Raw genomic sequence first — 20,956 nt, 5'->3', positions numbered from 1 at the left:
GTCGTTTTGTGGCAGCACCCGAGGCTGCGGCAGGCGACCCCGGGTGCTGGTGGTCAGCGTTGTTCCAGGCGGCTGATTTCTGCCTGCAACTGCTGCACTGCCTGGCTCAGGTTGTCAGCGTTGGCCAGTTGCTGCTCGCCCTGGGCCACCAGTGCCTTGAGCCGCGCCAGGTCGCCGCTGGCCTGGGCCTGCTGCAGCGCCACGGCATACAGCGGGTGGCGCACTTCGGCAGCCGGGCCGGCCTGGCTGGCGTAGTCCGCTGCCTGCGCCTGCTCCACCGGGGCCGGGCTTACGGCGGCGTGTTGCACCACGTGCCAGTGCCCCTGGAACTGGTACCTGTAGCTGGCGAAGCCGCTGGCCCAGTCCAGGCCGAGGATGCCCTGCAAGTGGAAGGTCTCGGCGATCTGGCTGGTGGGGCCGCTGGGGTTGCCTGCCAGGCTGAGGATGATGTGCCCCTCGCTGGAGGGGTCGAGCTTGACCTGGGAGTAGTCGCCCCACACGTCGGCATGGAACTGCACCGGTGGCGAGGTGCTCTGGGTCACGCGGGCAACACCGCTGACACGTTTCTTCGGGGTATCGACCAGCAGGTCCAGGGTCAGCACCGGCCCACCGATCACGGGGTTGGCGACGATGAGGCGGGTATGGAACAGTCCGATTGTCATGCTGCAACTCCTTATCTTCTTGAAGACATCAGGTTCGATGGACGGCCGGGCTCAGCGCCGCTCCTGCTGGCTGATCTCGGCCTTGGCGGCCACCAGTGCGGCGCGGATCAGCGGCAGCTGTTCCAGTTGCTGGGTGGCGACCTTGTGCAGGCTCTTCATCTGCGCCAGGTCACCGCTGGCGATGGCACCGTGGATCGGCGCCCCGTACAGCGCCGAGATCGGTGGCAGCGGATGGTTGGGCTGGCTGCGGTGCAGAGGGGCCGACAGGGTGCTGGACTGCACGGTTTCCTGCAGGTGGGCGGGCACCTGGTTGACCGTCACCCAACTGTGGCCGTTGTAGTACTGATAGTTGGCCACGCCTTCCTTCCAGTCGTCGCTGACCACCAGGTGCAGCTTGAAGTTGATCACCGAGTTCGACCCCGGGCCGCCCTGGTTGCCCTGGGCCGTGATGAGGATCTTGCTGGCGCTGGGCGGCATGACGGTGAGGTAGGTGTACTGGCCCCAGACATCGCTGTGCAGGTCCAGGGGCGGGTTGACCGCCTGGGTGATGCTGGAAGTGCCGCGCACACTGTGTTCCGGGGTATAGACCAGCAGGTTGAGGATCAGGGTGGGCGCGCCGGGTTGCGAGGTGCCGATGCGGTAGCTCAGGGGGAACAGGCCTTCGGCTTGCGAGTAGTTGCCGGACATTTGCTTTGCCTCCATTCAATGACAGGGGAACCGCGATCAGCGGCGTTCCAGGCGGGCGACTTCCTTGGCCAGCTGTTCGTAGGCGTTGTGCAGATCCTTGGGTTCGTTCCTGGCCGGATCGCGCTTGGCCAGCAGGGCTTTCATCTCCGGCAGCTTGCCTGCGCTGATGGCCGACTGGATGGCGACTCCGTAGGGGGGGATCACATGTTGGGATGCATTGCTCATGGCGTTTGCCTTCCGTGGGTGTGGATGGGGTGCTGCGCTACTCGGCAGCTTTTGCAGTTAAGCAGCGCGGGTGGAATTGGCAGGGTAATGGCACATTGATTTTGTGGGTTTCCGACAGGTGGATTCACGGCCGGTAAAGGGTTGATTTTGGAGACATTCCAAAGGGCGATATGCAGGCGGGAGGTGATTGCGGATGGCGATAGGAGGGGGTGAGAAAGGGGGCCGAGCGTAGGCACCGGCTGCCGGCGAGAGGCCCTCGACAGCCATGCATCGCCCTGGCTGGCGCCTTCGCTGGCAAGCCAGCCCCTACGGGGTGTCAGTGCGCTCGGACCACCCCCAACTCCTCCAGTCGGCGCCGGGTCTCAGCCGCCGTCACATGATGTATCGCATGCCACCCCAGCGCCGTTGCGGCGACGATATTGGGCGCATGGTCGTCAATGAACACCAGTTCCTCAGGGGCCACCCCCGGCAAATGCACACGAATCCGTCCCAGGGTCGTGTGATAGATTTCGGCATCCGGCTTGATCTGCCGCTCTTGCCCCGACACCACGATGTCGCGAAAGCGCTGCAGAAATGGGTAATTGTCCCAGGCATAGGGAAAGGTTTCCTGGGACCAGTTGGTCAGCCCGAACAATGGCACCTGCGCCTGGTGCAGTTCTTCCAGCAGGGCCACGCCTTCGTCCAGTGGCCCCTTGAGCATCTCCGGCCAGCGCCCGTAGTAGGCCTCGATCAACGGCGCATGCTCGGGATGCTCGGCCACCAGGCTGCGGGTGGCTTCGGCCAGGGGCCGGCCGGCGTCTTGCAGGGTGTTCCAGGCCTGGGTGCAAACGGTGTCGAGGAACCACTGGCGGCGCTCATCGTCGGGGATCAAGTGGCGGTACAGGTGGTGCGGGCTCCAGTCGAACAGTACGCCACCAAAATCGAAAACCACGGCACGAATCGTCATGAACACGTCCTTTTGAGCGGTTATGGGCCAGGCGCCATCCTGCGACGCCCGGCAGCGCAATGCAATTTGCCGTTGGCCGCTGGTCCGCTCGACGGCACCCTGGCCACGAATCGTGATCCAACCCCTGTATCCGGCCTTTTCCAGGCTGGCACAGGAGCTGCCCATGACTGCCAAGAATCCCACGGGGCCGCGCTCGTCCGAGCATGCCTCGAATCATCATGACCCGGGTTTCGACCCCGACTCGCCAGACCTGGCCGACCCCCAGGTAGACCCGGTAGGCCCGGCCAGGGCCCCCCTGGACCGCCCTGAACCCGAGCATCGGCGCAAGCGCTCGCGGGCCTACGATCCCCTGGCCAACCTGAAGAGGTAACCCGGCGCGCCGACATGCGGCAGTCGCCGGGCGGTGTGCCGGGTGTAAGGTAAAATGCCCAAGCCCCAGGCTCGCCGAGGAAAAAGGAGGTGTCCATGAGCACGCCGCTGCTGAACAAGCTGCAGATCAACGGCTATCAGGTCTTGAGCGTCAACCACGGGCCCTGGAAGGTCTGCACGCCGGGTGACCGGCTCGCGACCTTCGGCACCCGGGAAGAGGCCATGGCCTTTGCCGCCGCGCTGCCGGTGCGCAGGCAACGACCGGCCGCCACCGGTGGCTAGCGCCCTGGCAGGAAAAAGCCCCGACCGGTTCGGGGCTTTTTTGTGCCCAGGCGGGGCGAGGGCGCAGGGGGGCGCAATTACGGCTGCATGAAACTCAACAGCGGGAGGATGAAGGCTGCTGCCAGGGCCAGTGCCCACAGGGTCTGCAGAAACAGTTCATCGGCGTTATCGGCGGCGGGCCGCGGGGCGAGGCGGCGGCGCCAGTAGAAGTACAGGCCGCTGGCCACGAACACACAGGTGATGCCCATCATGTACTCCAGCTCCCACTTCTGGGGGCTGATGGCCAGGCTGCCGTCCTGGTCATCCGGGTAGTCGAGCCGCCACCAGGCGCCCAGCAGCAGCGGCACCAGCCCGGCCAGGAGCCAGGCCAGGCGCGCGCCGGGCATCCGGGTCAGCAGGGTCACGGCCAGGCCGATCAGGCACAGCACCCAGACAAAGAGGTACAGCTGAAAGCCCATGGCCCCACCGAACAGCGTGCTGCTGACATCCCGCGGCTGCATCATCTGCACGTCGCACAGCAGCATCAGCGACAAGGGCGCGGCAACGACGATCCAGCACAGAGGGCGGTAGAGCCACAACCACAGGGTAAACAGGCGAGACATGGGCACACTCATCGAGGTTTGGTGAAGTAAGAAAGAGGTGGGGGTGGCGGTCAGTCGACGATGACCCGGGTGCCAGGGCCCAGGCACAGGCTCAACTGTTCGCCGGCCCGGTTGAAGGCGCAGTACGGCAGGGGCGCCTTGCTGGCATTGACCAAGGGGGGGATGAAGAAGCCCCCCAGCAATAACGCCCATGCAATCCGCAACGACAGCTCACGGAGGGTGGCGGGGGCTCTCGGCTTGAGCCGCTGCTGGTGCATCAGGTAGATGCCGCTGTAGACCAGGGCGAAACCGAAGACCATCACGTAGTCCAGCTCCCGGGCCTGGATGCTGAAGATCAGGTTGCCGTCGAAATCGTCCGGGTAGTGGATCCGCCACCACAGGCCCAGCAGCAACTGCACCAGCCCACCGATGATCCAGGCCAGGCGGGCGCCGGGCACCCGGGTCAGCACGGCCAGGCCCAGGCCGATGACGCTCAAGGCCCAGCCGCCCAGGTACAGCATGAAACCCATGGAACCGCCGAACAGCGTGCCGCCCACTTCCCGGGGGACGATCAGGTGCAGGTTGCAACGGATCATGGTGGCCAACTGTGCGGCCACGGCGATCCAGCACAGGAGGTAGTACAGCCGGGACCAGAAGGTGTGCAGGGGCGACATGCAGAGACTCGAAAAAAACAGGGCCGATGAGAGAGTGGTGGGCTGGGTTCAAACCAGCAGCAAACCGCAGGCAACCGCGAACAGCACCAGGGCGATGCTGATGCCCGCCAGGGGAATGCGAAACCAGTAACGGATGGCCAGCACCCACAGGCTGGCAAGAAACCCCAGGCCGATCAGCAGCAAGCCACGGGCCTCCAGCAGCAGGGCCGGGTGCAGCCAGGCGAGGTAGCCATAGACCAGGCCGAACAGCATCGCCCCCAGGCTGTGGCTGGCGTTGAAGCCGACCCAGGCCCGCCACAGGCTGGTCTGGCGGGTGATCATCGGCGACACCTGGCGCATGCGTTCGGCCAGGGCCGGGTCACGGGGCTGGAATTTGTCGGTGGCGAAGGTGTAGATCAGGTGCAGGGTGCCGAGCAGCAGCACGATGGCTGAGCTGGCGATGATCAGGGCGGGGGCCAACACGTTTCTTCCTTGGGCGGTGCTCGGGTGCGCGGAGTATGCAGCGGCGTCCGAGCTTTTGCACCTGCGGGCGGCGGTTTTTTTGCCCGCACGGGGCAGGGCGCCGGGCGCCCTGCCCAGGGGCTCAGAAGTGCTCAGCGTCGAGGCCGAACAAGGAAGCGCTGCCGGCGCGGATGCTCTGCTCCAGGCTGAGGATGCGCGGCAGCATGCGGCTGAAGTAGAAGCGCGCGGTGGCCAGCTTGGCACCGTAGAAACCGTCGTCCTCGGAACGCTTGTGCTCGGCCACCTGGGCCATGCGCGCCCACAGGTAGGCGTAGGCCACATAGCCGAACAACTGCAGGTATTCGACGCAGGCGCTGCCCACCGCGTGGGGGTTCTGCGCGGCCTGTTCACGCAGCCAGTCGCTGAGGTCTTCCAGGCGCTGCACCGCATCCAGCAGCTCGGCGGCGTAGGCGGCGCCGGGCAGGTAGGCGTAGTCGCGGATCTCGCCGGTGAACAGGCGCAGGGCCACGCCGCCGTTGCCCACCACCTTGCGCCCCAACAGGTCCAGGGCCTGGATGCCGTTGGTGCCTTCGTAGATCTGGGCGATGCGTACATCGCGCACCAGTTGCTCCTGGCCCCATTCGCGGATGTAGCCGTGGCCGCCGAAGACCTGCTGGCCCAGCACGCAACTGTCCAGGCCGGTGTCGGTGAAGAACGCCTTGGCCACCGGGGTCAGCAGCGCCACCAGGGCCTCGGCGTTGTGCCGCTCATGGGGCTGGTCGGCGAACTTGGCCAGGTCCAGCTGCTGGCCGACGTAGCTGGCAAACGCCCGGCCGCCTTCGGTCATGGCCTTCATGGTCAGCAGCATGCGCCGCACATCGGGGTGGACGATGATCGGGTCGGCGATCTTGTCCTTGGCCACCGGGCCGGCCGGGGAGCGGCTCTGGATGCGCTCGCGGGCGTAGGTGCGGGCGTTCTGGTAGGAGTTCTCGGCGCAGCCGATACCCTGGATGCCGATGGACAGGCGCTCGTAGTTCATCATGGTGAACATCGCCGCCAGGCCCTTGTTGGCCTCGCCAATCAGCCAGCCGGTGGCGCCGTCGAAGTTCAGCACGCAGGTGGCCGAGGCCTTGATGCCCATCTTGTGCTCGATGGAACCGCAGCTCACCGCGTTGGCTGCGCCGAGCACGCCGTTGGCGTCGACATGGATCTTCGGCACCAGGAACAGCGAGATGCCCTTGGGCCCGGCCGGGGCGTCCGGCAGCTTGGCCAGCACCAGGTGGATGATGTTCTCGGTCAGGTCCTGCTCGCCGCCGGTGATGAAGATCTTGCTGCCGCTGATGCGGTAGCTGCCGTCGGCCTGGGGCTCGGCGCGGGTGCGGATGATCCCCAGGTCGGTGCCGGCGTGGGCCTCGGTGAGGCACATGGAGCCGGCCCAGCGGCCTTCGTACATCGGCGGCAGGTACAGCTGCTTCAGCGCTTCGCTGGCGTGGGCGTCGATGGCCAGGCAGGCGCCGGAGCTCAGGGCCGAATACAGGGCGAAACTGGAGTTGGCGGCGTAGAGCATTTCCTCGAACTGCACCGCGAGCATCTTCGGCATGCCCATGCCGCCATAGGCCGGGTTGCCGCTCAGGCCGACCCAGCCGCCCTGGATATAGGTGCTGTAGGCCTCCTTGAAACCGGCCGGGGTACGCACCTGCCCGGCGTGCCAGCTGGCGCCTTCCTCGTCGCCGCTGCGGTTGAGCGGGGCGATCAGGTTGGCGGTGACCTTGGCCGCTTCTTCGAGAATGGCGTCGGCGGTGTCGCCGTCCACGGTATCGGCCAGGGCCGGCAGGCGCGCCCAGAGCTTGGGTGCGTTGAACACTTCATGCAGGACAAAGCGCATATCGTGCAGCGGAGCGTTGAATTCGGGCATTGCAGGAACCTCGGGCAAAAGGGGAGGTTGAGCGGCCGTGGCCGCATGAATCGATAACGAAAACCCCGCCACCTTGTAGGAGCCGGCTTGCCGGCGAAGAGGCCCGCAAGCCATGCATCGCCCTGGCCGACGCCTTCGCTGGCAAGCGAAGCGCCGCCCGGCCAGCTCCTACAAGGGCTGGGTAGGTGTATTCAGGCTAGAGGTTTTTCGCCATGTCGCGCAGGACGAACTTCTGGATCTTGCCGGTGGAGGTCTTGGGCAACGGGCTGAAGACCACGGTACGCGGCACCTTGAAGCCTGCCAGGTGCTCGCGACAGAAGGCGATGATCTCGGCTTCGCGCACCTGCTGGTGGTCGGCCTTGAGGGTGATGAAGGCGCAGGGTGTCTCACCCCACTTTTCATCGGGCCGGGCCACCACCGCTGCTTCCAGCACTGCCGGGTGGCGATAGAGCACGCCTTCCAGTTCGATGGTGGAAATGTTCTCGCCCCCGGAAATGATGATGTCCTTGAGCCGGTCGCGGATCTCCACGTAGCCGTCCGGGTGGGTCACCCCCAGGTCGCCGGTATGGAACCAGCCGCCCTCGAAGGCTTCGGCGGTGGCTGTGGGGTTCTTCAGGTAGCCCTTCATCACGGTGTTGCCGCGCATGAAGATCTCGCCGATGGTCTGGCCGTCCCGGGGCGTGGGTTCGAGGGTTTTCGGGTCGGCCACCATCACTCCTTCCAGGGTCGGGTAGCGCACGCCCTGGCGCGACTTGATCTGCGCCCGCTGCTCCAGGGGCAGTTCATCCCAGGCGGCGTGCCAGGCGCACAGGGTCACCGGGCCATAGACCTCGGTCAGGCCGTAGACGTGGGTCACCTTGATGCCCATTTCCTCCACTGCGCCGATCACCTTGGCCGGCGGCGCGGCCCCGGCCACCATGGCGTTGACCGGGTGGTCGATGGCCGCCTTGGCGGTGTCGGGCATGTTCACCAGGGCATTGAGCACGATGGGTGCGCCGCACAGGTGCGTGACCTGATGCTCGCGGATCAGGTTGAGGATCTTCTGCGGGTCGACCCGGCGCAAAAACACGTGCACCCCGGCCAGGGCGGTGACGGTCCAGGGGTAGCACCAGCCGTTGCAGTGGAACATCGGCAGGGTCCACAGGTACACCGGGTGGTTGCCCATGGCCCAGGTCATCTGGTTGCCCAGGGCGTTGAGGTAGGCGCCGCGGTGGTGGTAGACCACGCCCTTGGGGTTGCCGGTGGTGCCCGAGGTGTAGTTCAGGGCGATGGCCTGCCACTCGTCATCAGGCCACTGCCAGGCAAACTCGGGATCGCCCTCGGCCAGGAACGCTTCGTAGTCCAGCTCGCTGATCGGCTGGCCCTCGCCGTACTCCGGGTCGTCGAGGTCGATCACCAGGGGCGGGTGATCGAGCATGGCCACGGCGGCGTGGATCACCTCATGGAACTCGCGGTCGGCGATCAGCACCTTGGCTTCGCCGTGGGCCAGCATGAAGGCGATGGCCTCGGCGTCCAGACGCACATTGAGGGCATTGAGCACGGCGCCGATCATCGGCACGCCGAAGTGTGCTTCGAGCATCGCCGGGATGTTGGGCAGCATCACCGCCACCGTGTCGTTCTTGCCGATGCCGCGCCCGGCCAGGGCCGAGGCCAGGCGCCGGCAGCGGCTGTAGGTCTGGGCCCAGGTGCGGCGGATTGAACCGTGGATCACCGCCGGATACTCGGGGTAAACCGCAGCGGTGCGCTCGATGAAGCTCAGGGGGGAGAGGGCGATATGGTTGACGGCAGTCGGCGCCAGGCCTTGCTCGTAGATGGACATGGTTCGGGTACCCGGTGGCTGATTATTAGCTCTATTGGCCGAGGCTTTTTGCAGGCGCTCGGTGACTTATCCGGGGTCTTTTATATACTGTTTGTCGATTGATATGGAAGTACTACCTGAGTTGTATAGTAGTTATACTATAAAAAGAACCTACCCTTCCGGCCGCGAGACTGATCGACCATGCCCGACTCCACCCACCTGCGTCACTGGCTGCGCCTGCAGCGCGAAGGCCAGTTGCCGGACTCGCCCTGGCTGGGCCATGACCCGCAACCCAGCCTGCTGCTGGACGCCCAGGCGCAGCCGCTGGACCTCAACCCGGCGCTGCGCCAGTGGCTGGACGATGCGGCCACTGGTGATCTCGCGGCCCTGCTGCCGATCAATCACCCGGCGCTGGTGCGGGCCTGCCTGCAGCAACAGCGGGCCATCGAGCAGGTGGAAGCCCAGTGGGGCGAACGCATCCTGCTCTGGAGCTTTATCCCCGATCCGCATCGCCAGCGGGTGCTGGCGCGCTGCCAGGAAGCCACGGCCCAGGTCCGGGCCGAGCGCGAATCGGCCAAGGCCCGGCGCCTGTACCGGCTGATCACCGAGAACACCACCGACCTGATTTCCCGGCACACCCCGGACGGCAGCTTCCTCGACGCCTCACCGGCCTCCTGGACCCTTTTGGGCTACTGGCCCGAGCAACTGCGAGGCCTGCTGGCCCGCAGCCTGTTCCACAGCCAGGACCTGGCCGGGCTGATGCAGCGCACCCGCGATGCCCTGGAGCAGGACGGCTACCACACCATGACCTATCGCATCCGCCATCGCGACGGCCACTACCTGTGGTTCGAAACCGCCTGCCGCGGCATTCGCGACACCTACACCGGCACCGTGGTGGAAGTGGTGGCGGTGTCCCGGGACATCACCGCCCGGGTCCAGGCCGAAGAGAACAAGCGGCGCCTGGCGGAAGTGGTGGAGGCCAACCCCGACCCGGTGCTGTTCATCCAGCCCGGCGGTGCGGTGACCTACCTCAACCCGGCCGCCCGGCGCACCCTGGGGCTCGACGATGGGCAGGCAATGCCGCCACTGGCGGCCATCCTCAGCGCTTCGGTACTCGACAGCCTGCAACGCGAAGGCTGGGGCCGCGCTGAACACAGCGGCCGCTGGAGCATCGAGACACGCCTGCAACCCCCGGCCGGCGGCGCCTCGGTGCCGGTCTCGCTGATGCTCCTGGCCCACCGTGCGGCCAGTGGCGAGCGTTTCTATTCCCTGGTGGCCCACGACCAGAGCGAGCGCGAACTGCGCGAAGCCCAGCAGCGCCATCATCAGGACGAACTGGCCCACAGCGCGCGGCTGGTGACCCTGGGCGAACTGGCCTCGGGCATTGCCCACGAGATCAACCAGCCGCTGGCCGCAGTGGTCAATTACGCCAATGCCAGCCAGCGCTACTTGCAGGCCCTGGGCACCCAGCCCGACGCCGCCCGCAAGGTGGCCCAGGGCCTGGAACGGATTGCCGAGCAGGCGACCCACGCCGCCGAAGTGATCAAGCGCCTGCGGGCCTTTTTGCGCAAGGGCGGGCGCCGGGTACAGGCCCTGGACCTCGCCGAAGTGGCCCGGGAAACCGTGCGCCTGTGTGCCTGGGAAGCCCAGGCTAGCCAGGTGACGATCGACTTGCAGCTGGCGGATAATCTGCCGCCGGTGTACGCCGACCGGGTGCTGCTGGAGCAGGTGCTGCTGAACCTGCTGCGCAACGCCATCGAAGCCAATCGCGAAGTGCATCCACAGCAAGGCTCGCACATTGTGCTGCGCGCCGAAGCGGCGGCCGAAGGCGGGGTGCGGATCAGCGTCAGCGACCAGGGCCCTGGAGTGTCCGCCGAACAGCTGCCCCAGCTGTTCACCCCGTTCTACACCAGCAAGGCCAACGGCCTGGGGCTCGGATTGTCCATGAGCCGCAGCATCGTCGAAGGCTTTGGTGGCGACTTGCAGGCTCAGCTTCAGGAGCGTGGCTTGACGATGTGCTGCCGGTTGCCGGCCACGGCCCCGGCCGATCCCGATTCAGCTTCCCACCCGACAACAGGAGCAAGGCAATGACAAGCGAGGCGCAGCAGTTGGTGTACGTGGTCGACGACGACCCGGGCATGCTCGACTCCACCGTCTGGCTCCTGGAATCGGTGGGGCTCAAGGCGGTGCCCTTCACCAGTGGCCGCGAGTTTCTCGAACACTGCGACCCGAGCCTCAATGCCTGCGTGCTGCTGGATGTGCGCATGCCCGGCATGGGCGGGCTGAACGTCCAGGAAGAGCTGCGCCAGCGCGATATCCGCCTGCCGCTGATCTTTGTCAGCGGCCACGCCGACGTGCCCATCGTGGTCCGCGCGTTCAAGGCCGGGGCGGTGGATTTCATTGAAAAGCCCTACAACGAGCAGCTGCTGCTGGACAGCGTGCAGCAGGCCCTGAGCCGCGCTGACAACCATCAGAGCCAGAGTGCCGGGCAGGCACGGGTGCAGGCGCTGCTGGACAGCCTGACGCCACGGGAGAAGGACGTGCTGCTGCCCCTGGTGCAGGGCTACACCAACCGCGAGATTGCCGAGCAACTGGGGGTCAGCATCAAGACCATCGACCTGTATCGCTCACGGGTGATGAAACGCATGCAGGCCGAGCACCTGCCGGAACTGGTGGGCATGGCCATTGCTGCCGGCCTGGTGGACCCGCTGCACCTGCGCTGAAGCTCAGGCCACTGCGCTGCGCAGCGGCGCGCCACCCAGCAGCCGCTCGATGGCGCCGCTCAGCAGGTTTTCCAGCAGGGCTTCGCGTTCACGCTCGGCCAGCGGTTGCTCGCTGAACCAGCTGGGGGCGCTGTTGAGCAGGTTGGCCAGGGCATGGGCCGCGGCGCGCTGGGCCTCTGGGCCAAGGCCGGGCGGGGTGCCCAGCAACTGCACCAGCTGTTGCTCGTAACGCTCACGCAATTGCCCGACCCGCAGTTGCTGGTCGGGGTTGAGGCAGCCGCTGTCGCGCTCCACCAGGCGGAAATGCCGCGGCAATTCCCGATGCAGCTTCAGGTGGGCGCGGATCAGCGCCGGCAGGCAGTCGCCCTGCAACTTGCGCCGTTGCAGGCGCTTGAGGGTGCTGTGCAGCTCATCGAAGAACTCCTCGATCAGGTCCAGCAACAGGTGCTGCTTGCTCGGGTAATGGTGGTACAGCGAGCCCGGGGTCAGCCCCAGATGGCTCGCCAGCTCACGCATGCCGACCTGGCCGAAGCCCTTGCTGGCGAACAGCTCCAGGGCCTTGTCGCGGCTTTCGGCAAAGCGTGAGCAGCGCTCAGCCATAGTGATGGAAACCCCGGCCGGTCTTGCGCCCCAGGTAGCCGGCGGCAACCATTTCCTTGAGCAGCGGCGCGGGGCGGTACTTGCTGTCGTTGAAGCCGTCGTAGAAGGCTGCAAGGATCGCCAGCAGGGTGTCCAGGCCAATCAGGTCGGCCAGGGCCAGCGGGCCGATCGGCTGGTTGCAGCCCAGGCGCATGCCGGCGTCGATGTCCTCGGCGCTGGCCAGGCCTTCCTGGAACACCAGGATCGCCTCGTTGATCATCGGCACCAGGATGCGGTTGACCACAAAACCCGGGCGGTTGCCGGCGGTGATCGCGGTCTTGCCCAGGCGCTCGGCCATATGCATGGCCAGGGCGTGGGTCGCGTCGCTGGTCTGCAGGCCGCGGATCACCTCGATCAGGCCCATCACCGGCACCGGGTTGAAAAAATGCAGGCCGATGAACCGCTCGGGGGCGCTGACGCTGGCGGCCAGTTGGGTGATCGACAGCGACGAGGTGTTGGAGGCGATCACGCACTCGGCGCTGACCTGGGCGGCGATCTGTTGCAGCACCTTGAGCTTGAGGTCGAGGTTCTCGGTGGCGGCTTCGATCACCAGTTGCGCATCCTTGAGCACGCCGTAGTCGGTGCTGATGCGGATCCGGCCCAGGGCGGCGAGCTTGTCGTCTTCGCCGAGGGTGCCCTTGCTCACCTGGCGGTCGAGGTTCTTGCCGATGGTGGCCAGGGCCTTTTCCAGGGCGCCCTGGGCGATGTCCAGCAGGGTCACGTCAAAGCCCGCCTGGGCGCAGACCTGGGCGATGCCGTTGCCCATGGTGCCGGCGCCGATCACCCCGATAGTCGCAAGATTCATCTTCAGCTCTTCCTTTGTTCATGGCCTTCGCGGAGCATGGCGCGGTTGCCTTGCACAGCGCGTTATCCAGCGCGAGTCTAGAGCCCGGCGCGGTGGCCGGCCTATGCCGAAAGCGGTCAAGCGTGCTGGCGTTTTTTGCCATAGGTCCAGCTACGGGAGCACAGCCTCTACATGCGTGAAACGGATTCGGTCGCGGTCTATTTTGTCCGGGTGATGACCCACGCCCTGCGCGAGCAGCCGGCGCGGCTGGCGGCGGTACTGAGCGAGGCCGGCATTGACCCGGCGTTGCTCGACCAGCCTCGGGCGCGGGTGCCCGGCAGCGCCTTTGCCGCGCTGTGGCTGATCCAGATCCGCGAGTTGCAGGACGAGTTCTTCCAGCTCGACTCCCGGGGCATGCCGCCGGGGGCCTTTGCCCTGATCTGCCGCGGGCTGATCCAGGAGCCCAACCTGGAAAAAGCCCTGCGCCAGTGCCTGAACAACTTCGGCCTGTTCCTGCGCGACGTCGGCGCCAGCCTCAGCCTGCGGGGCAAGCGTGCGGTGATCAGCCTCGACAGCCACTGCGCCGACCCGCTGCGCGGCCACTACGCCGAAGAAACCCTGCTGGTGCTGATCATCAGCCTGCTGTGCTGGCTGGGCGGGCGGCGGATCCCCATCGACCGTGCTGACTTTCGTTACTCACGCCTGAGCCTCAGCGACGATGCCCTGCTGTGGGGCAGCAACCTGAGCTGGAATGCCGGGCGCACCGAGATCGAATTCGCCAGCCGTTTCTTGCGCCTGCCGGTGGTCCAGGACCTGGCCTCGCTCAAGGTGTTCCTACGCAGCGCGCCGCAATGGCTGGTGATCCGCTTTCGCAACCAGCACGGCCTGACCCGCCAGGTGCACCAACGCCTGCGGGGCAGCCACTACAGCCAGTGGCCGACCCTGGAAGCCTTCGCCCGCGAAGTGCAGATGAGCGCCAGCACCCTGCGCCGACGCCTGGAGCGCGAGGGCGGCTCGTACCAGGAGATCAAGGACGAAGTACGCCGCGGCGTCGCCGTCGAACTGCTACGCCGCACCAGCGTCAGTATCAGCGAGATTGCCGAACTCACCGGCTTCCAGGAGCCCAGCGCCTTCCACCGCGCGTTCAAGAAATGGACCGGCGAAAGCCCCGGGCGCTACCGCGCCCGTTTCCAGCCAGCCCCTGCCTGACTCCACGACATCCCGGCTCCTACGGATTTCGCCCCATCACACGGCCCCTCGTAGGAGCTGGCTTGCCAGCGAAGGCGCCCGCAAGCTCACCGCCCCATCCGAGGGCCCATTCGCCGGCAAGCCGGCTCCTACAGATTTCGCCCCATCACACGGCCCCCCGTAGGAGCTGGCTTGCCAGCGAAGGCGTCCGCAAGCTCACCGCCCCATCCGAGGGCCCATTCGCCGGCAAGCCGGCTCCTACAGATTTCACCCCATCACACGGCCTCCGGTAGGAGCTGGCTTGCCAGCGAAGGCGCCCGCAAGATCACCGCCCCATCCGAGGGCCCATTCGCCGGCAAGCCGGCTCCTACGGATTTCGCCCCATCACACGGCCCCCCGTAGGAGCTGGCTTGCCAGCGAAGGCGTCCGCAAGCTCACCGCCCCATCCGAGGGCCTGTTCGCCGGCAAGCCGGCTCCTACAGATTTCACCCCATCACACGGCCCCCGGTAGGAGCTGGCTTGCCAGCGAAGGCGCCCGCAAGCTCACCGCCCCATCCAAGAGCCTGTTCGCCGGCAAGCCGGCTCCTACGGTCGGTTGCTGCGGCCGGGCATCTGGATGCCGTGCTGCTGCACGCGGCGGTACAGGGTGGCGCGGGAAATGCCCAGGGCCTTGGCCGCCGCCACGGGCTTCCAGCGGTGGCGCACCAGGGCGTCCAGCAGGGCCTGGCGCTCGGGGCTGGTGGCGGTTTCCAGGGCGGGCAGGGCGCCTTCGGCCTCGGCGCCGCGCAGTTGTTCGGGCAAGTCATGCAGTTGGATCAGCGGCCCTTCGCACACCGCGCAGGCGTAGCGCAGCACATGGCGCAATTGCCGCACGTTGCCCGGCCAGCGGTAGCCCAGCAGGCATTCCAGTGCCGCATTGCCCAGTTGCACCGGCGCACCGCAGCGCTTGGATTCCTCTTCGACAATCCGGGTGATCAGCGCCAGTCGGTCGCTGCGTTCGCGCAGCGGCGGCAACTGAAAGCGCGCGCCGCCGAGGCGGAAATACAGGTCCTCGCGAAAGCTGCCCTCGGCCACCAGCGCTTCCAGGTCGCGGTGGGTAGCGCAGATCACCTGGATATCCACCGCCTTGCGTTGCGCGGCCCCCAGCGGCGCCACTTCACCCTCGGCCAGCACCCGCAGCAGGCGGGTCTGCAAGGCCAGGGGCATGTCGCCGATTTCATCGAGGAACAGGGTGCCGCCATCGGCCTGTTGCAGCAGGCCCTGCATGCCCTTGTTCGAAGCGCCGGTAAAGGCCCCGGCCACGTAGCCGAACAGTTCGCTTTCGATCAGGTTCTCGGGAATCGCCGCGCAGTTCACCGCGACAAAGGGCCGGTCCCGACGCTGGCTGGCCTGGTGCAGCTGGCGGGCGAAGACTTCCTTGCCGGAACCGGTCTCGCCCTGGATCAGCACCGGCAGGTGGCGGTCCTTGACCCGCACCGCCAGGCGCAGGCTCTGTTCCACCCGCGGGTCCAGCGGTTCTCCGGCCAGGTTCAGGCGCGGGCGCTGTGCCGGGCGCCTTGGCGCTTGCAGGCGGCCGTGGAGGTTATCGGAAAGGGGGCACAGGGCTTCGTCGCGGGCGCGCTGCAACAGTTGCGGGTCGAACACCTGGGCGATGTGCTGTGGCAAGCGGCCATAGCGGCGCAGCAGGTAATGGCGCGCCGCCGGGTTGAGCGCGCGCAGGCAACCGTCGTCGTCCCAGGCCAGCAGGTAATCCGGCTGGCTGTCCACATAGCCCGGGCTGGCATGGGCCCGCAGCACCCAGTAGCCCTGGGCGCTGTTCATGAAGAATGCCTGTTCGATCTCCCGCGCGCTCTGCACCACCATCTGCCGGATCAGGTGCTGGGAACGGCGGTCATCCGGGGAGCGCACCGCCGAGACGTCCAGCACCCCCAGCAGCTCGCCCTGGGGGTCGAACACCGGGGCGGCGGAGCAGGTCAGGCCGATAAACGCGGCGCGAAAGTGGTCGCGCTTGTGCACGGTGATCGGCGTGCGCGCGGTGAGCACCGCCGCCACGCCGCAGGTGCCTTCTTCACCCTCCGACCAGCAAGTGCCCAGGTACAGCCCGGCCTTGCGGCAGTCGTTGCGCAGGGTGGACTCCACCCGGTAATCGATGGTCTGGCCCTGGGCGTCGGTGAGCAGCACGCAGTAGTCGGCGTCGCGCACCCGGCCATGCAGGCGCGCCACTTCTTCGCTGGCGATGCGCAGGAACAGCTCGGAACGCTCGCGGCATTCCTTGAGCACGTTTTCCGACAGGATGCGCGGCCCCTGCAGCGAGCCGGGGTCCAGTTGGTGCTGCTCCATGGAGCGGCGCCAGGAATCGAGGATCAGGCTCGGCACCGGCGCCTGGGGCAGGTGCGCGGCGTTTTTCAGGACCCGGCTGACGCAGTCCACATGGGCTTTGGAATGTGCGGAAAGCATGGAGGCCTCCGGTTGCAGCTTCTTATCGTTGTGGGCGCATTAAGCGCCGATCCGCGGCCCTCGACAAGCACCGGGCGGCGCCGTGGGGGCGCTGAGACGCAACGTCTCAGGATCTCGCCAAAGCCCCGTGCAGCCTGACATGCAACGTCTCAGGCGTAGGGCTTCCCGACACCTGCAGGCGAGTGCAACAGCCGCTCTGACACGGGCCTTTGCAGCGGTTTTTCCATAACTGGCACCGGCCTTGCTCTAGCCCTTGGCAACCAGTCCTTGGCAACCCGCGCCGACTGGCCCATCGAAGAATAAGAACGAGGTGCCCGATGTTTTCTCCTGCCTGTGCTCCGCCCGCGGTGAGCCCATGAGCCGCCGCCCCCTGACCGTCGGCATCATCGCCAACCCGGCTTCGGGCCGTGATGTGCGTCGCCTGACCGCCAACGCCGGCCTGTTCTCCAGCACCGACAAGGTCTCGGTGATCCAGCGTTTGCTGGCGGCCTTTGGCGCCACCGGCATCGAGCAGGTGCTGATGCCCACCGACATGACCGGCATCGCCGCCGCGGTGCAGAAAAACAGCCGCAGCCGCCAGGCCCGGGAGCAGCACTGGCCGGCGCTGGAATTCCTCGACCTGACCCTGCGCCAGAGCGTCGAAGACACCCGCCAGGCGGCGCGCTGGATGGCCGAGCGCGAGGTGTCGCTGATCGCCGTGCTCGGGGGCGACGGCACCCACAAGGCGGTGGCCGCCGAGGTCGGCGATATTCCGCTGCTGACCCTGTCCACCGGCACCAACAACGCCTTTCCGGAGCTGCGCGAAGCCACCAGCGCCGGGCTGGCCGGCGGGCTCTACGCCAGCGGCCGGGTGCCCGCCGAGATCGCCCTGCGGCGCAACAAGCGCCTGCTGGTGCGCGAGCCGTCCCGGGGCCTTTGCGAGGTGGCCCTGGTGGATGTGGCGGTGTCGCCCCTGGCCTTTGTCGGTGCCCGGGCCATCAGCCGCGCCAGTGATCTGGCCGAGGTATTCGTGACCTTCGCCGAACCGCAGTCCATTGGCATTTCCGCGCTCTGCGGGCTGTGGCTGCCGGTCACCCGCCAGGAACCCCACGGCGCCTGGATGCGCCTGGACCCGCAATCCCCCGAAGCGCTGCTGGTGCCCCTGGCCCCCGGCCTGTTGCAGGGCTGCGGGGTGCTGGAGGCCGGCTACCTGCAACCCGATGTGCCCCAGCCCCTGTGCCTGAACGCCGGCACCCTGGCCCTGGATGGCGAGCGCGAGATCGAGTTCAACCCCCACGACCGGCCCACGGTCACCCTGGATGCCGGCGGCCCGATGAGCATCGACGTCAACGCGGTCCTGGAACACGCGGCGCGCCAGCGCCTGCTGGCCATCGACCGCGATCACCGGCAACACCCCGTGAACCTTCAGTCCGAAGACACCCTGGAGAATAAAAATGTCGACACCCCTGACCACTGACCAGTTGCTCCACGCCTACCGGGTGATGCGCACTATCCGCGCATTCGAAGAACGCCTGCACGTGGAATTCGCTACCGGCGAGATCCCCGGTTTCGTCCACCTCTATGCCGGGGAAGAAGCCTCGGCCGCCGGGGTCATGGCCCACCTGCGCGACGACGACTGCATCGCCTCCAACCACCGTGGCCACGGCCATTGCATCGCCAAGGGCGTGGACGTCTACGGGATGATGGCGGAGATCTACGGCAAGAAGACCGGGGTCTGCCAGGGCAAGGGCGGCTCCATGCACATCGCCGATTTCGAGAAGGGCATGCTCGGCGCCAACGGCATCGTCGGTGCCGGCGCGCCGCTGGTGGTGGGCGCGGCCCTGGCCGCCCGGCTGCAAGGCACCGACGGTGTGTCGGTGGTGTTCTTCGGCGACGGCGGCTCCAACGAAGGCGCGGTGTTCGAAGCCATGAACATGGCCTCGGTGTGGAACCTGCCGTGCCTGTTCATCGCCGAGAACAACGGCTACGCCGAAGCCACGGCCTCCAACTGGTCGGTGGCGTGCGACCACATCGCCGACCGCGCCGCCGGTTTCGGCATGCCCGGGGTGACGGTGGACGGCTTTGATTTCTTCGCCGTGCACGAAGCTGCCGGCGCCGCCGTGGAGCGGGCCCGGGCCGGGGAGGGGCCGTCGCTGATCGAGGTCAAGCTGACCCGCTACTACGGCCACTTCGAGGGCGACGCCCAGACCTACCGCGCCCCCGACGAGGTCAAGCATTACCGCGAGCACAACGACTGCCTGATGCAGTTCCGCGAGCGCACCACCCGTTCGGGCCTGGTGCAGGCCAGCCAGCTGGACCAGATCGATGCGGATGTGGAAGCGCTGATCGAAGACGCGGTGCGCAAGGCCAAGACCGACCCCAAGCCGAGCCCCGCCGACCTGCTCAGCGACGTCTACGTCGCTTATCCATAACGCCCCATAGAACAACAAGAGACCACCATCATGGCGAGAAAAATCAGTTACCAGCAGGCCATCAACGAAGCCCTGGCCCAGGAAATGCGCCGCGACCCCAGCGTGTTCATCATGGGCGAAGACGTGGCGGGCGGCGCCGGCGCCCCCGGCGACAACGACGCCTGGGGCGGCGTGCTCGGGGTGACCAAGGGCCTCTACCATCAATTCCCCGGGCGGGTGCTGGACACCCCGCTGTCGGAGATCGGCTACGTCGGCGCCGCAGTCGGCGCCGCCACCCGTGGCGTGCGCCCGGTGTGCGAGCTGATGTTCGTCGACTTCGCCGGCTGCTGCCTGGACCAGATCCTCAATCAGGCGGCGAAGTTTCGCTACATGTTCGGCGGCAAGGCCCAGACCCCGCTGGTGATCCGCACCATGGTCGGCGCCGGCCTGCGCGCCGCGGCCCAGCACTCGCAAATGCTCACCTCGCTGTGGACCCACATCCCCGGGCTGAAAGTGGTCTGCCCCTCGTCGCCCTACGACGCCAAGGGCCTGCTGATCCAGGCCATCCGCGACAACGACCCGGTGATCTTCTGCGAGCACAAGCTGCTCTACAGCCTGCAGGGCGAAGTACCGGAGGAGTCCTACGCGATTCCCTTCGGCGAGGCCAACTTCCTGCGTGACGGCAAGGACGTGACCCTGGTGTCCTACGGGCGCACGGTGAACACCGCGCTGGAGGCGGCCCGCAGCTTGGCCGGGCGCGGCATCGACTGCGAGGTGATCGACCTGCGCACCACCAGCCCGCTGGATGAAGACAGCATCCTGGAAAGCGTGGAGAAGACCGGGCGCCTGGTGGTGATCGACGAAGCCAACCCGCGCTGCTCCATGGCCACCGACATCTCGGCCCTGGTGGCGCAAAAAGCCTTCGCCTCCCTCAAGGCGCCGATTGAAATGGTCACCGCGCCCCACACCCCAGTGCCGTTCTCCGATGCCCTGGAAGACCTGTACATCCCCGACGCGGCGAAGATCGAGAAAGCCGTGCTCACTGTGATCGAGTGGAGCCGCTGATGAGCCAGATCCATACCCTGACCATGCCCAAGTGGGGCCTGTCGATGACCGAGGGCCGGGTCGATGCCTGGCTCAAGGAAGAAGGCCAGAGCATCAGCAAGGGCGATGAAGTGCTGGACGTGGAGACCGACAAGATCTCCAGCAGCGTCGAGGCGCCGTTCTCCGGCATCCTGCGTCGGCAGATCGCCCGCCAGGACGAGACCCTGGCGGTGGGCGCGCTGCTGGGCATCGTGGTCGAAGGCGAGGCCAGTGACGCCGAGATCGACGCGGTGATCGAGCAGTTCCAGGCCAGCTTCGTGCCCGGCGACAGCGCCGATGAAGACAGCGGCCCGGCGCCGCAGAAGGTCGAACTGGGCGGCCGCCTGATCCGCTATTTCGAGCGCGGTGAAGGCGGTACGCCGCTGCTGCTGGTGCACGGCTTTGGCGGCGACCTCAACAACTGGCTGTTCAACCACGAAGCCCTGGCCGCCGGGCGCCGGGTGATCGCCCTCGACCTGCCGGGCCACGGTGAGTCGACCAAGGCCCTGCAACGGGGCGACCTGGATGAGTTGAGCGAAGTGCTGCTGGCGCTGCTGGATCACCTGGCGATTCCCGTGGCCCATCTGGTGGGCCACTCCATGGGCGGCGCGGTGTCCCTCAACACCGCGCGGCTGGCGCCAGACCGCGTGCGCACCCTGACCCTGATCGGCAGCGCCGGGCTGGGCGCTGAGATCAACGGCGACTACCTGCAAGGTTTTGTCGAGGCCAGCAACCGCAATGCGCTCAAGCCGCAGCTGGTGCAGTTGTTCTCAAACGCCGAGCTGGTGAACCGGCAGATGCTCGACGACATGCTCAAGTACAAGCGCCTGGAAGGTGTGCAAGTGGCCCTCGGGCAGTTGGCCGGCAACCTGTTTGCCGACGGCCGCCAGCAGGCTGACCTGCGCCCGGTGGTGCAGGACGGCCCGCAGCCGGTGCTGGTGATCTGGGGCAGCGACGACCGGATCATTCCGGTGAGCCACAGCGCCGATCTCAAGGCGCAGATCGAGGTGCTGCCGGGGCAGGGGCACATGCTGCAGATGGAAGCGGCGGAGCAGGTCAACCGCCTGATCCTCGACTTTATCCAGCAGCACTGAGGTGTTCTGCGGCGGCCA

Annotated in this window: 21 protein-coding genes; 9 read left to right on the top strand and 12 right to left on the bottom strand. The window is 66.9% G+C overall.

The window, feature by feature from the left end; genetic code table 11:
- Nucleotides 1–53: 53 nt before the first annotated feature.
- The 4 genes from KCG88_RS23885 to KCG88_RS23870 form a co-directional block, all read right to left on the bottom strand.
- Entirely contained in the window at nt 54–662 is a 609-nt protein-coding gene (locus KCG88_RS23885) for a DUF1842 domain-containing protein (RefSeq protein ID WP_210713246.1), read from the bottom strand.
- A 51-nt stretch (nt 663–713) separates the two neighbouring features.
- Entirely contained in the window at nt 714–1,349 is a 636-nt protein-coding gene (locus tag KCG88_RS23880) for a DUF1842 domain-containing protein (RefSeq protein WP_047285148.1), read from the bottom strand.
- Nucleotides 1,350–1,385: 36 nt separating this feature from the next.
- Nucleotides 1,386–1,574, bottom strand: a complete 189-nt coding sequence (locus tag KCG88_RS23875; protein WP_047285150.1) for a DUF1843 domain-containing protein — start codon at nt 1,572–1,574, stop codon at nt 1,386–1,388.
- 316 nt (nt 1,575–1,890) lie between these two features.
- On the bottom strand, nt 1,891–2,520 hold the full coding sequence (locus tag KCG88_RS23870; protein ID WP_210713245.1) for an HAD family phosphatase: 630 nt from the start codon (nt 2,518–2,520) through the stop codon (nt 1,891–1,893).
- Nucleotides 2,521–2,683: 163 nt separating this feature from the next.
- Here KCG88_RS23870 and KCG88_RS23865 point away from each other — a divergent pair, with 163 nt between their 5' ends.
- The gene (locus KCG88_RS23865; RefSeq protein ID WP_047285154.1) at nt 2,684–2,890 is read left to right on the top strand and encodes a DUF6021 family protein; all 207 of its coding nucleotides are present in this window, start codon (nt 2,684–2,686) and stop codon (nt 2,888–2,890) included.
- 95 nt (nt 2,891–2,985) lie between these two features.
- The gene (locus KCG88_RS23860; protein ID WP_047285156.1) at nt 2,986–3,171 is read left to right on the top strand and encodes a DUF2188 domain-containing protein; all 186 of its coding nucleotides are present in this window, start codon (nt 2,986–2,988) and stop codon (nt 3,169–3,171) included.
- Nucleotides 3,172–3,248: 77 nt separating this feature from the next.
- On the opposite strand, the gene KCG88_RS23855 is transcribed toward KCG88_RS23860, so the two are convergent.
- The 5 genes from KCG88_RS23855 to KCG88_RS23835 all read right to left on the bottom strand — a co-directional run bounded on the left by KCG88_RS23855 (nt 3,249) and on the right by KCG88_RS23835 (nt 8,601).
- The gene (locus KCG88_RS23855) at nt 3,249–3,773 is read right to left on the bottom strand and encodes a hypothetical protein (RefSeq protein WP_047285158.1); all 525 of its coding nucleotides are present in this window, start codon (nt 3,771–3,773) and stop codon (nt 3,249–3,251) included.
- 50 nt (nt 3,774–3,823) lie between these two features.
- Nucleotides 3,824–4,426 carry a hypothetical protein gene (locus KCG88_RS23850; RefSeq protein WP_210713244.1) on the bottom strand — a complete coding sequence of 201 codons (603 nt, stop codon included), beginning with the start codon at nt 4,424–4,426 and terminating at the stop codon, nt 3,824–3,826.
- Between the two features lie 48 nt (nt 4,427–4,474).
- Entirely contained in the window at nt 4,475–4,888 is a 414-nt protein-coding gene (locus KCG88_RS23845) for a hypothetical protein (protein WP_015634948.1), read from the bottom strand.
- A gap of 121 nt (nt 4,889–5,009) precedes the next feature.
- Nucleotides 5,010–6,782, bottom strand: coding sequence for an acyl-CoA dehydrogenase C-terminal domain-containing protein (locus KCG88_RS23840; protein ID WP_210713243.1), 1,773 nt, complete (start codon nt 6,780–6,782; stop codon nt 5,010–5,012).
- Between the two features lie 196 nt (nt 6,783–6,978).
- Nucleotides 6,979–8,601, bottom strand: a complete 1,623-nt coding sequence (locus KCG88_RS23835; RefSeq protein ID WP_210713242.1) for an acyl-CoA synthetase — start codon at nt 8,599–8,601, stop codon at nt 6,979–6,981.
- 180 nt (nt 8,602–8,781) lie between these two features.
- Between KCG88_RS23835 and KCG88_RS23830 the strand changes: the two genes are divergently transcribed.
- A complete protein-coding gene (locus tag KCG88_RS23830) occupies nt 8,782–10,671 on the top strand; it encodes a PAS domain S-box protein (protein WP_210713241.1) in 1,890 nt (629 codons plus the stop codon).
- Nucleotides 10,668–11,303, top strand: coding sequence for a response regulator transcription factor (locus KCG88_RS23825; RefSeq protein ID WP_047285169.1), 636 nt, complete (start codon nt 10,668–10,670; stop codon nt 11,301–11,303). The genes KCG88_RS23830 and KCG88_RS23825 overlap by 4 nt, the downstream gene beginning before the upstream one ends.
- 3 nt (nt 11,304–11,306) lie before the next feature.
- Here the strand turns inward: KCG88_RS23825 and KCG88_RS23820 are convergent, their stop codons facing one another.
- Together KCG88_RS23820 and KCG88_RS23815 are read right to left on the bottom strand one after the other, a co-directional pair.
- Entirely contained in the window at nt 11,307–11,903 is a 597-nt protein-coding gene (locus KCG88_RS23820; RefSeq protein ID WP_210713240.1) for a TetR/AcrR family transcriptional regulator, read from the bottom strand.
- Nucleotides 11,896–12,747, bottom strand: coding sequence for a 3-hydroxybutyryl-CoA dehydrogenase (locus KCG88_RS23815; protein ID WP_210713239.1), 852 nt, complete (start codon nt 12,745–12,747; stop codon nt 11,896–11,898). The genes KCG88_RS23820 and KCG88_RS23815 overlap by 8 nt, the downstream gene beginning before the upstream one ends.
- A gap of 171 nt (nt 12,748–12,918) precedes the next feature.
- Here KCG88_RS23815 and KCG88_RS23810 point away from each other — a divergent pair, with 171 nt between their 5' ends.
- A complete protein-coding gene (locus KCG88_RS23810) occupies nt 12,919–13,935 on the top strand; it encodes an AraC family transcriptional regulator (RefSeq protein WP_210713238.1) in 1,017 nt (338 codons plus the stop codon).
- A gap of 564 nt (nt 13,936–14,499) precedes the next feature.
- Here KCG88_RS23810 and KCG88_RS23805 read toward each other — a convergent pair.
- The gene (locus KCG88_RS23805; protein ID WP_210713237.1) at nt 14,500–16,371 is read right to left on the bottom strand and encodes a sigma-54-dependent Fis family transcriptional regulator; all 1,872 of its coding nucleotides are present in this window, start codon (nt 16,369–16,371) and stop codon (nt 14,500–14,502) included.
- Nucleotides 16,372–16,726: 355 nt separating this feature from the next.
- Here KCG88_RS23805 and KCG88_RS23800 point away from each other — a divergent pair, with 355 nt between their 5' ends.
- The 4 genes from KCG88_RS23800 to KCG88_RS23785 are packed head-to-tail and all read left to right on the top strand — an operon-like array spanning nt 16,727 to nt 20,938.
- Complete coding sequence (locus KCG88_RS23800; protein WP_210713236.1) at nt 16,727–17,827, top strand: NAD(+)/NADH kinase; 1,101 nt, start codon at nt 16,727–16,729, stop codon at nt 17,825–17,827.
- Nucleotides 17,805–18,782, top strand: a complete 978-nt coding sequence (locus KCG88_RS23795; protein WP_019094732.1) for a thiamine pyrophosphate-dependent dehydrogenase E1 component subunit alpha — start codon at nt 17,805–17,807, stop codon at nt 18,780–18,782. Before KCG88_RS23800 ends, KCG88_RS23795 begins: the two co-directional genes overlap by 23 nt.
- 30 nt (nt 18,783–18,812) lie before the next feature.
- Nucleotides 18,813–19,826, top strand: coding sequence for an alpha-ketoacid dehydrogenase subunit beta (locus KCG88_RS23790; protein ID WP_047285181.1), 1,014 nt, complete (start codon nt 18,813–18,815; stop codon nt 19,824–19,826).
- On the top strand, nt 19,826–20,938 hold the full coding sequence (locus tag KCG88_RS23785) for an acetoin dehydrogenase dihydrolipoyllysine-residue acetyltransferase subunit (RefSeq protein WP_210713235.1): 1,113 nt from the start codon (nt 19,826–19,828) through the stop codon (nt 20,936–20,938). Before KCG88_RS23790 ends, KCG88_RS23785 begins: the two co-directional genes overlap by 1 nt.
- The last annotated feature ends 18 nt before the right edge of the window (nt 20,939–20,956 follow it).

This window comes from Pseudomonas sp. MWU349 (genome assembly GCF_017947325.1).
GTDB lineage: Bacteria > Pseudomonadota > Gammaproteobacteria > Pseudomonadales > Pseudomonadaceae > Aquipseudomonas > Aquipseudomonas protegens.
This window is presented reverse-complemented; position numbering and strand designations above follow the sequence as displayed.

What these genes read in the sequence shown, in the direction of transcription:
- KCG88_RS23885 (WP_210713246.1), bottom strand. Translation starts at nt 662, where the DNA reads ATGACAATCGGACTGTTCCATACCCGCCTCATCGTCGCCAACCCCGTG.
- KCG88_RS23880 (WP_047285148.1), bottom strand. Translation starts at nt 1,349, where the DNA reads ATGTCCGGCAACTACTCGCAAGCCGAAGGCCTGTTCCCCCTGAGCTAC.
- KCG88_RS23875 (WP_047285150.1), bottom strand. Translation starts at nt 1,574, where the DNA reads ATGAGCAATGCATCCCAACATGTGATCCCCCCCTACGGAGTCGCCATC.
- KCG88_RS23870 (WP_210713245.1), bottom strand. Translation starts at nt 2,520, where the DNA reads ATGACGATTCGTGCCGTGGTTTTCGATTTTGGTGGCGTACTGTTCGAC.
- KCG88_RS23865 (WP_047285154.1), top strand. Translation starts at nt 2,684, where the DNA reads ATGACTGCCAAGAATCCCACGGGGCCGCGCTCGTCCGAGCATGCCTCG.
- KCG88_RS23860 (WP_047285156.1), top strand. Translation starts at nt 2,986, where the DNA reads ATGAGCACGCCGCTGCTGAACAAGCTGCAGATCAACGGCTATCAGGTC.
- KCG88_RS23855 (WP_047285158.1), bottom strand. Translation starts at nt 3,773, where the DNA reads ATGTCTCGCCTGTTTACCCTGTGGTTGTGGCTCTACCGCCCTCTGTGC.
- KCG88_RS23850 (WP_210713244.1), bottom strand. Translation starts at nt 4,426, where the DNA reads ATGTCGCCCCTGCACACCTTCTGGTCCCGGCTGTACTACCTCCTGTGC.
- KCG88_RS23840 (WP_210713243.1), bottom strand. Translation starts at nt 6,782, where the DNA reads ATGCCCGAATTCAACGCTCCGCTGCACGATATGCGCTTTGTCCTGCAT.
- KCG88_RS23835 (WP_210713242.1), bottom strand. Translation starts at nt 8,601, where the DNA reads ATGTCCATCTACGAGCAAGGCCTGGCGCCGACTGCCGTCAACCATATC.
- KCG88_RS23830 (WP_210713241.1), top strand. Translation starts at nt 8,782, where the DNA reads ATGCCCGACTCCACCCACCTGCGTCACTGGCTGCGCCTGCAGCGCGAA.
- KCG88_RS23825 (WP_047285169.1), top strand. Translation starts at nt 10,668, where the DNA reads ATGACAAGCGAGGCGCAGCAGTTGGTGTACGTGGTCGACGACGACCCG.
- KCG88_RS23820 (WP_210713240.1), bottom strand. Translation starts at nt 11,903, where the DNA reads ATGGCTGAGCGCTGCTCACGCTTTGCCGAAAGCCGCGACAAGGCCCTG.
- KCG88_RS23815 (WP_210713239.1), bottom strand. Translation starts at nt 12,747, where the DNA reads ATGAATCTTGCGACTATCGGGGTGATCGGCGCCGGCACCATGGGCAAC.
- KCG88_RS23810 (WP_210713238.1), top strand. Translation starts at nt 12,919, where the DNA reads ATGCGTGAAACGGATTCGGTCGCGGTCTATTTTGTCCGGGTGATGACC.
- KCG88_RS23805 (WP_210713237.1), bottom strand. Translation starts at nt 16,371, where the DNA reads ATGCTTTCCGCACATTCCAAAGCCCATGTGGACTGCGTCAGCCGGGTC.
- KCG88_RS23800 (WP_210713236.1), top strand. Translation starts at nt 16,727, where the DNA reads ATGAGCCGCCGCCCCCTGACCGTCGGCATCATCGCCAACCCGGCTTCG.
- KCG88_RS23795 (WP_019094732.1), top strand. Translation starts at nt 17,805, where the DNA reads ATGTCGACACCCCTGACCACTGACCAGTTGCTCCACGCCTACCGGGTG.
- KCG88_RS23790 (WP_047285181.1), top strand. Translation starts at nt 18,813, where the DNA reads ATGGCGAGAAAAATCAGTTACCAGCAGGCCATCAACGAAGCCCTGGCC.
- KCG88_RS23785 (WP_210713235.1), top strand. Translation starts at nt 19,826, where the DNA reads ATGAGCCAGATCCATACCCTGACCATGCCCAAGTGGGGCCTGTCGATG.